The sequence below is a fragment of the Streptomyces noursei genome, assembly GCF_001646665.1.
Taxonomy (GTDB): Bacteria; Actinomycetota; Actinomycetes; order Streptomycetales; family Streptomycetaceae; genus Streptomyces; species Streptomyces lavendulocolor.
On sequence record NZ_LWBU01000395.1, the window covers coordinates 222,385 to 230,028 of the forward strand.

Below are 7,644 nucleotides of genomic sequence, written 5' to 3' on the forward strand. Positions count from 1 at the left end.
GGCGCCCTGTCTCCTGTGGGGGTTCCACCACCGTGAACAGCACCACCTCGCGCCCGTCCGCCCGCCGCCGCACCATCGCCGCCGCCGTCGCGGCGTTCGCCGCCGGACCCGCGCTCCTCACCGCGCCCGCCGCGCACGCCACCGGGGGAGAGGGGCGCGCGAGCGCGGTCGTCCTCCGCACCGACCTGGACGTCGCCCTGCTGAACAAGGCCGTCCACGTGCCGCTCACGGCCACCCTCAACGAGGTCCAGGCGCCCGCGAGCGCCCGCAGAACGGCGCTCACGGTCACCCTGGACGGCGTCGAGCAGGGCAGGCCGGTCAGCGTCCTCATGGCCGACGTCGCCACCGCGCAGGCCACCGCGGACGGACGCCGCGGAGAGGGGCGCACCGAGCTCGCACGCGCGAAGGTGCACGTCCCCGGCCTGCCCCTGCTGTCCCTGATCGAGCTCGAGAAGGTCACCGCACGCGCCCTGTGCGAGGCCGGCGGGCAGCCGGTCGCCGAGGCGAACGTGCAGGGCCGTGTCACCGTCCTCGGCAAGCGCGTCACGCTCACCGCCGGCGGCCCCACGAAGGTCGAGGTCCCCGGTGTCGGCGAGGTGACGCTCACCCTGTCCGACACCCGCACCACCTCCCGTACCGCCGCCGCCACCGCCCTGGCCCTCACGGTGTCGGTGAACCCGCTGAAGGCGAACGTCGCCGACGTCACCGGCACGATCACGCTCGCCGAGGCCACCTGCGAGTCCCCGAAGGCCCCCGCCGCGGCCGCCGCCCCGGCCGCCCCCACCGCGCCCGCCGCCGCGAAGCCCGCCGACGTCCGGCCCCAGACGGCCGGCGAGCCGCCGGAGGCCAACCTCGCCGAGACGGGCGGGAGTTCGCTGACGCCCTACCTGGCGGGCGGCTCCCTCGCCCTCCTCGCGGGCGGCGCCGGCGCCCTGGCCCTCACCCGCCGCGCCCGCGCGGCGCGCGCCCGCGGCTGACGCGGCGGCGCACGGTGTTCTCCCCCGGGGGACGGGCGAACACCGTGCGCTTTCCGGTGATTCTTGCGGCAATGCCGATGAGCGCACAGACTGGAATGGAGGGACACCCTGCCCCTGACAGGAAGGAAGGGGCGGCCATGGAAAAGCAGTTGCAGATTCACCTTTTCGAGGAGGGAACCGATCCCGCGCGGATCGACCGGATGACCGGCAATCTCCGCAGGGAACTGCTCCAGCTCGAAGTGGACGACGTCGAGGCCCTTCCCGCCGAGGAAGTCCCGGCCGGCGCGCGGGCCTTCGGACCGATGGAGATCGGCGCGCTGCTGGTCACCCTCGGGCAGTCCGCCACCGCCGTACGGCAGGTCGCCGCCGTCCTCCACGGCTGGTGGTCCCGGTTCCAGGAAGCACGTCCGTCCATGCGGCTGACGATGGACGGCGACGTGCTGGAGATCTCCGAAGCGTCACCGGACCAAGTCACCGAGGCCTTCGAAGCGTTCATCGCCAAGCACTCCACCGTCGGGGCATGACCCGAGGCACCCCATGGACGACTCCCGGTACGCCCTGATCATCGCCAACGACGATTATCAGGAAGGCGGCCTGCAGAAGCTGACGTCCCCCGCCGCGGACGCGGAGGCCCTCGCCGAAGTCCTCGGAAACCCCCGGATCGGCGGTTTCCAGGTGAACATCGTGCGCAATGAACCGTCTTACGTCGTCCGCAGCCGCATAGAGGACTTCTTCGCCGAACGCAGGACCGGTGACACGCTGCTGCTCCATTTCTCCTGCCACGGGCTGAAAAGCGAATCGGGAGAATTGTTCTTCGCGGCACCCGACACCCGTCCGAAGCGCCTCAAGGCCACCGGAATAGCCTCCGGATTCGTCCAGGACTGCATGGCGGACACCCGGGCGGGCACCACCGTGCTGTTCCTCGACTGCTGCTACGGCGGGGCCTTCTCGCCCGGTACCGTCGCCCGCGCCGCCGGCGACGTCCACGCGCTGGAGAACTTCGCCGGCGAGAAGCTCGGCCGCGGCGGACGCGGGTGGGCGGTCGTCACCGCCTCCGACTCCATGGAGTACGCCTTCGAGGGCGCCCGGCTCGCCGACGAGGGGCATCCGAAGCCGTCCATCTTCACCAGCGCCCTGGTGTCCGGACTCGCCACCGGGGAGGCGGACCGCAACGAGGACGGCAGGGTCTCCCTGAACGAGCTGTACGACTACGTCCACAACCGGGTGGTCCAGGAGAACCGGAACCAGAACCCGCGCTGCAAGTCCGACCTCCAGGGCGATCTGTACCTGGCCCGCAGCGACCGGCGCCGGCTCGTCCCGCAGCCGCTCCCCGAGCGTTTCCGGGCCGCACTGGCCAGCGAGGAGGTGCTCATCCGGCTGGGCGCCGTCACCGAGCTCCGCTCCCGTATGCAGCACACCGATCCGGCCATCGCCGCCGGGGCCCACGCCGCTCTCACGGAGGTCGCCCGCAACGACATCCAGACCGTCGCCGAGGAGGCCGCCCATGCCCTCGACGCCGTCCGGATCACCCCCGACCCGGCCGACCTGCGCTTCGACCCGGTGTACCAGCACGCCGTTCCGCCCCTGCGGCACGTACGCCTGCTCGGGCCACCGCTGGCCCGCGCCTGCACCCCGCGCACCGAGTCCGACCGGCTGCACGCGACGCCGTCGGGGGACGGTCTCGACGTCACCCTCGACACGGCCGACCCGGGGCCGGTCACCGGCGACATCCTGCTCAAGGGCTACGCGGGCGAAGCGGTGGTCCACGTGGAGGCGGAAGTGCGGGCGGCGGCAGACACGGTGCCGGCTGAGCCCCCGCCCGAGCCGCCGCACCCCCCACCCGTATGGGACCCACCCCCACCCCCGCGTCCGCCCGAGCCGCCGCCCCGGCCGGATCCCCCGCACCAACCGACCGGCCTCAAGGCGTACCGCGCACCGGCGATCGCCGTCGCCGCCCTGGCCGCGGCCATCGCCTCCCTCGCCATCGGCATCAAGGCCGCCGTCGAGGCCGCGCGGCTCGCGCAGGCGGGGGAGACCTGGGTCAACCTCCAGGACCACCTCGCGCGCGAGTCCACCCGCGACCTGGTGGTGTGCCTGGTCCTGGCCGTGGTCTCGCTGATCCTCCTCGGCGCCTCCCGCTACGACCTGCGCACCTCGCCCGGCCTCTACGGCAGACAGCGGGCCGCCGCCACCAGCCTGCTCAACTGGTCGGCGAAGGTGCTCGCCCTGCCGGTGTGCGTCCTCGCCGTGCTGGCCGTGATCGCCGTGATGATCGCCGCCAGAGCGGGCTGACGCGTCAGGGGCCCTCCGCGTGCCCCGCCATCACCAGTGCCTGGTCGAGCGCCTGGAGGAACCGGTTCGTCGTCACCCGGTCCCGTACCGCGAGCCGCAGCCACTGCGGCCCCAGCCCCGGGAACGTGTCGCCCCGCCGCGCCGCGAACCCCAGCGACCGCAGCCGCTCCCGCACCACGTCCGCGCGCTCCGTGCGGACCAGCACGAACGGGCCCTCCGCCGCCGCCACCGTCCGCACCTCGTCGAACTCCGCCAGACCCGCCAGCAGATGGGCCCGGTCCGCCGCGATCCGGTGCGCGGCGTGCTCCGCCTCCGCCAGCGCCGCCCGCGACATGCACGCCTCGGCGGCCGCCAGCGCCGGCGACGACACCGGCCACAGCGGCTGCGCCCGCTCCAGTGCCGCCACCGTCCCCGGATCGGCCAGCACATAGCCGATCCGCAGCCCGGCCAGGCCCCACGTCTTGGTGAGGCTGCGCAGCACCACCAGCCCCGGCACGTCCGTCCGGCCCGCCAGCGCCTCCCGCTCCCCGGGCACGGCGTCCATGAACGCCTCGTCCACCACCAGGGTCCGGCCCGGCCGGGCGAGCCGCGCCAGCAGGGCGGCCGGGTGCAGCACCGACGTCGGGTTCGTCGGGTTGCCGACCACCACCAGGTCGGCGTCCTCCGGGACCGCCGCCGGGTCCAGCCGGAACCCGTCCTCCTCGCGCAGCAGCACGCGCCGCACCTCGTGGCCCGCGTCCCGCAGCGCCGCCTCCGGCTCCGTGAACTGCGGGTGCACCACCACCGGACGGCGTGCCGGCAGCGCCCGCGCCAGCAGCACGAACGCCTCCGCGGCACCGGCCGTCAGCAGGACCCGCTCGGTGGGCAGGTCGTGCCGCGCCGCCACGGCGGCCCGCGCCGCCCGGCCGTCCGGGTAGGCCGCGAGCCCGGTCAGCGAGGCCGCGATCCTCTCCCGCAACCAGTCGGGCGGGGTGTTCGTCCGGACGTTGACCGCGAGATCGGTCAGCTTGTCGTCCCGGACCTCCGCGTCACCGTGGTGCCGCAGATCGTGAGTGTCGGTGTGCGTATACATGGCCGCCAGCGTGTGGGTGAAGTGGGGGGTGGGGGACGGGAGACGCGAGGTCTCCCGGAAGCGCTCCATGAACAGGGTCTAACACTCCGGTGTCTCCCCACCGGTGTACCCGTGACCCACATTCAACAATCGCCTGCGCGCCACCGCACATGTCACCCGCTCCTCCACCGACGTCCGCTTGGGGACGAGCAGTTGGCCGCCGTCCGCCAGCGCCGCCGCCTCCGCCACCGACGGCGTCCCGGCCGCCGCCAGCACCGCGTCCGACGGATGCGGTACGGCGACCAGCGCCAACTCCCGCGCCGGGCGGGTGCGCAGCGGCACACCGAGCCGGGCCGCCGCCTCGACGATCCCCGCCTCGTCCGCCTTGGAGTCGACGGTCGCCAGCTCGTCCGCCGCGGACAGCGGCAGCCCCGCCTCGCGCAGCGTCGCCTCGATCAGCGCGAGCACCGCGCCGGCGGTCACGCCCCGCCCGGCCCCCACCCCGACCACCACCGTCATCGCGCGCAGTGCTCCGCGAACCGCCGGGCCGCCTCCGGCACGGCCGCCCAGTGCGTGTGCACGTAACTCGCGTGCACCCCGCCCTGTACGAAGCCCTCCACACGGCGCTCCGGCTGCCGCAGCCCCCACGCGGGCGCCGCGCCCGCACCCGGCTCGATCACCGTGCGGTGGAACTCGTGCCCCCGCATCCGCGTCCCGGCCGCCGCCAGCGGACTGTCGCTCACCGCGACCGCGTCCCGGTAGCCCAGCGTCAGCCGCTGCGACATCCGCGCCTCCGCGTCCAGCACCCCGCACATCGGCCGGCCGTCCAGCGACCGCGCCAGGTACAGCAGCCCCGCGCACTCGGCGGCGACCGGCGCCCCGGACGCCGCCAGTTCCGCGACCGCCTTCCGCAGCCGGGCGTTCTCCGACAGCTCGGCCCCGTACATCTCCGGGAACCCGCCGCCGATCACCAGCCCGCGCGTCCCCTCGGGCAGCTCCTCGTCCCGCAGCGGGTCGAACGCCACCACCTCAGCGCCCGCCGCCGTCAGCAGCTCCGCGTGCTCCGCGTACGAGAAGGTGAACGCGGCCCCGCCGGCGACGGCCACCACCGGCCGCCCGGCGACCGGCTCCAGGGCCGGCTCCCAGGGCGCGGCCGGCAGCGGCGGCGCCGACCGGGCCAGCGCCAGCAGCGCCTCCAGGTCGCACCCCGCCCGCACCTGCTCCGCCTGCGCCGCGACCGCCTCCACGGCCGCCGCCTGCCGCTCGGCGACCGGCACCAGGCCCAGGTGCCGCGACGGCGTCGACACCGCCGGGGCGCGCCGCAGCACCCCCAGCACCGGTACGCCGGACTCGCCCAGCGCCTCCCGCAGCAGGTGCTCGTGCCGGTCGGTGGCCACCTTGTTGAGGATGACCCCGCCGATCCGCACCTCCGGGTCCCAGGACGCGAACCCGTGCACCAGCGCCGCCACCGACCGTGACTGCGAGGAGGCGTCCACCACCAGCACCACCGGTGCCTTCAGCAACTTGGCCACCTGGGCCGTGGACGCCAGCTCCCCCTGGTCGGCCGCACCGTCGTACAGCCCCATCACGCCCTCGACGACCGCCAGGTCGCAGCCGCGCGACCCGTGCGCGAAGAGCGGCGCGATCAGGCCCGTACCGCACATGTACGCGTCGAGGTTGCGGCCCGGGCGGCCGGTGGCGAGCGCGTGGTAGCCCGGGTCGATGTAGTCGGGGCCCACCTTGTGCGGGGACACCGCGAGACCACGGCCGGCGAACGCGGCCATCAGGCCGGTCGCCACCGTGGTCTTGCCCGCGCCCGACGAGGGCGCGGCGATGACGAGACGTGCTACCACTCGATGCCCCGCTGGCCCTTCTGACCCGCGTCCATCGGGTGCTTGACCTTGGACATGTCGGTGACCAGGTCGGCGAAGGCGCACAGTTCGGCGGGCGCGTTGCGGCCGGTGATCACCACGTGCTGCTGACCGGGCCGGTTCCTCAGCACCTCGACGACCTCCGCGGTGTCGATCCAGCCCCAGTGCAGCAGGTAGGCGAACTCGTCGAGGACGTAGAACTTGTACCGCTCCTCGGCGAGGTCCCGCTTGACCTGCTCCCAGCCCTCGCGGGCCTTGTCCTCGTGCGACTGCTCGCCGTCCTTGGGGTCGCGCTGGATCCAGGACCAGCCCTCGCCCATCTTGTTCCAGGTGACGGTGCCGCCCTTGCCGGTCTCGCCGAGCGCCTTGAGGGCGTTCTCCTCGCCGACCTTCCACTTGGCGGACTTGACGAACTGGAAGACCCCGATCGGCCAGCCCTGGTTCCAGGCGCGCAGCGCCATGCCGAAGGCGGCGGTCGACTTCCCCTTGCCCACGCCCGTGTGCACCATCACCAGCGCGCGGTTGCGGCGCTGACGGGTGGTGAGACCGTCGTCCGGTACGACGGTCGGCTGTCCCTGCGGCATTAAGCGGCCCTCCCGGTAGTTGCTCTGACATCCCTGACGAGACCCGCGATGGCGTCCGCCCGCAGCTCGTCCAGTGTGACGGCGGTGCCGCCGAGGCGACCGGCCAGTTCGGCGGCCATGCCCAGCCGGACCGGCCCGGTCTCGCAGTCCACGACCACCGAGGCGGTCCCCTCCGCCGCGTGCAGCCCGGCCGCCCGCGCGGCCAGCGCCACCGGCTCCGGCCCGCCCGTCGCCCGGCCGTCCGTGACGACGACCAGCAGCGGGCGGCGCGCCGGGTCGCGCAGCCGCTCCACCCGCAGCACGTCGTGCGCCTTCAGCAGCCCGGCCGCGAGCGGCGTGCGCCCCCCGGTCGGCAACTGCTCCAGCCGGGCCGCCGCCGCGTCGACCGACGACGTGGGTGGCAGCGCCAGGTCGGCCGACGCGCCCCGGAAGGTCACCAGCCCCACCTTGTCGCGCCGCTGGTAGGCGTCGAGCAGCAGGGACAGCACGGCACCCTTCACCGCGCCCATCCGCTGCCGGGCCGCCATCGAACCCGAGGCGTCCACCACGAACAGCACCAGGTTTCCCTCGCGCCCCTCGCGGGTCGCCTGCCGCAGGTCGTCACGGCGGACGACCAGCCCGGGGCCCGACCGGCCGCGCGCCCGCTGGTGCGGGGCGGCCGCCTGCACGGTCGCCGCCAGGTGCAGCTTGGTCAGCGTCCCCCGGGGCCGGCGCGCCCCGGTCGTCCTGCCGTGCTCGGTACGCGCCCGGGAGCGGCGGCCCGCCGCCCCTTCGCCCAGGCCCGGGACGCTCAGCACCTTCGTGCGGAACGGCTCGGCGGCCTTCACGGGCGCCTGCTCACCGGCGCCGGGGCCGGCGGCGGGCGCGGG

8 protein-coding genes are annotated in these 7,644 nt (G+C 74.7%); 3 read left to right on the forward strand and 5 right to left on the reverse strand.

Annotation, left to right across the window (positions count from 1 at the left end; translation table 11 throughout):
• Nucleotides 1–32: 32 nt before the first annotated feature.
• The 3 genes from A4V12_RS32945 to A4V12_RS32955 all read left to right on the forward strand — a co-directional run bounded on the left by A4V12_RS32945 (nucleotide 33) and on the right by A4V12_RS32955 (nucleotide 3,269).
• The gene (locus tag A4V12_RS32945; protein WP_064073155.1) at nucleotides 33–977 is read left to right on the forward strand and encodes an SCO1860 family LAETG-anchored protein; all 945 of its coding nucleotides are present in this window, start codon (nucleotides 33–35) and stop codon (nucleotides 975–977) included.
• A gap of 137 nt (nucleotides 978–1,114) precedes the next feature.
• A complete protein-coding gene (locus A4V12_RS32950) occupies nucleotides 1,115–1,501 on the forward strand; it encodes a hypothetical protein (protein ID WP_064073156.1) in 387 nt (128 codons plus the stop codon).
• 13 nt (nucleotides 1,502–1,514) lie between these two features.
• Nucleotides 1,515–3,269, forward strand: coding sequence for a caspase family protein (locus A4V12_RS32955; protein WP_064073157.1), 1,755 nt, complete (start codon nucleotides 1,515–1,517; stop codon nucleotides 3,267–3,269).
• 4 nt (nucleotides 3,270–3,273) lie between these two features.
• On the opposite strand, the gene cobC is transcribed toward A4V12_RS32955, so the two are convergent.
• The 5 genes from cobC to A4V12_RS32980 all read right to left on the reverse strand — a co-directional run.
• Nucleotides 3,274–4,341, reverse strand: coding sequence for an Rv2231c family pyridoxal phosphate-dependent protein CobC (gene cobC, locus A4V12_RS32960; protein ID WP_064073182.1), 1,068 nt, complete (start codon nucleotides 4,339–4,341; stop codon nucleotides 3,274–3,276).
• A gap of 78 nt (nucleotides 4,342–4,419) precedes the next feature.
• On the reverse strand, nucleotides 4,420–4,839 hold the full coding sequence (locus tag A4V12_RS39345) for a cobalamin biosynthesis protein (RefSeq protein ID WP_064073158.1): 420 nt from the start codon (nucleotides 4,837–4,839) through the stop codon (nucleotides 4,420–4,422).
• The gene (locus tag A4V12_RS32970) at nucleotides 4,836–6,173 is read right to left on the reverse strand and encodes a cobyrinate a,c-diamide synthase (protein WP_064073159.1); all 1,338 of its coding nucleotides are present in this window, start codon (nucleotides 6,171–6,173) and stop codon (nucleotides 4,836–4,838) included. Before A4V12_RS32970 ends, A4V12_RS39345 begins: the two co-directional genes overlap by 4 nt.
• Nucleotides 6,167–6,775 carry a cob(I)yrinic acid a,c-diamide adenosyltransferase gene (gene cobO / locus A4V12_RS32975; protein WP_064073160.1) on the reverse strand — a complete coding sequence of 203 codons (609 nt, stop codon included), beginning with the start codon at nucleotides 6,773–6,775 and terminating at the stop codon, nucleotides 6,167–6,169. The genes A4V12_RS32970 and cobO overlap by 7 nt, the downstream gene beginning before the upstream one ends.
• The coding region (locus A4V12_RS32980; protein WP_159028986.1) for a vWA domain-containing protein at nucleotides 6,775–7,644 on the reverse strand (870 nt) is incomplete at its 5' end. The genes A4V12_RS32980 and cobO, both read right to left, overlap by 1 nt.

Excerpts from the sequence above, each read along its gene's own strand:
- A4V12_RS39345 (WP_064073158.1), bottom strand. The coding sequence starts at position 4,839 with ATGACGGTGGTGGTCGGGGTGGGGGCCGGGCGGGGCGTGACCGCCGGC.
- cobO (WP_064073160.1), bottom strand. The coding sequence starts at position 6,775 with ATGCCGCAGGGACAGCCGACCGTCGTACCGGACGACGGTCTCACCACC.
- A4V12_RS32955 (WP_064073157.1), top strand. The coding sequence starts at position 1,515 with ATGGACGACTCCCGGTACGCCCTGATCATCGCCAACGACGATTATCAG.
- cobC (WP_064073182.1), bottom strand. The coding sequence starts at position 4,341 with ATGTATACGCACACCGACACTCACGATCTGCGGCACCACGGTGACGCG.
- A4V12_RS32950 (WP_064073156.1), top strand. The coding sequence starts at position 1,115 with ATGGAAAAGCAGTTGCAGATTCACCTTTTCGAGGAGGGAACCGATCCC.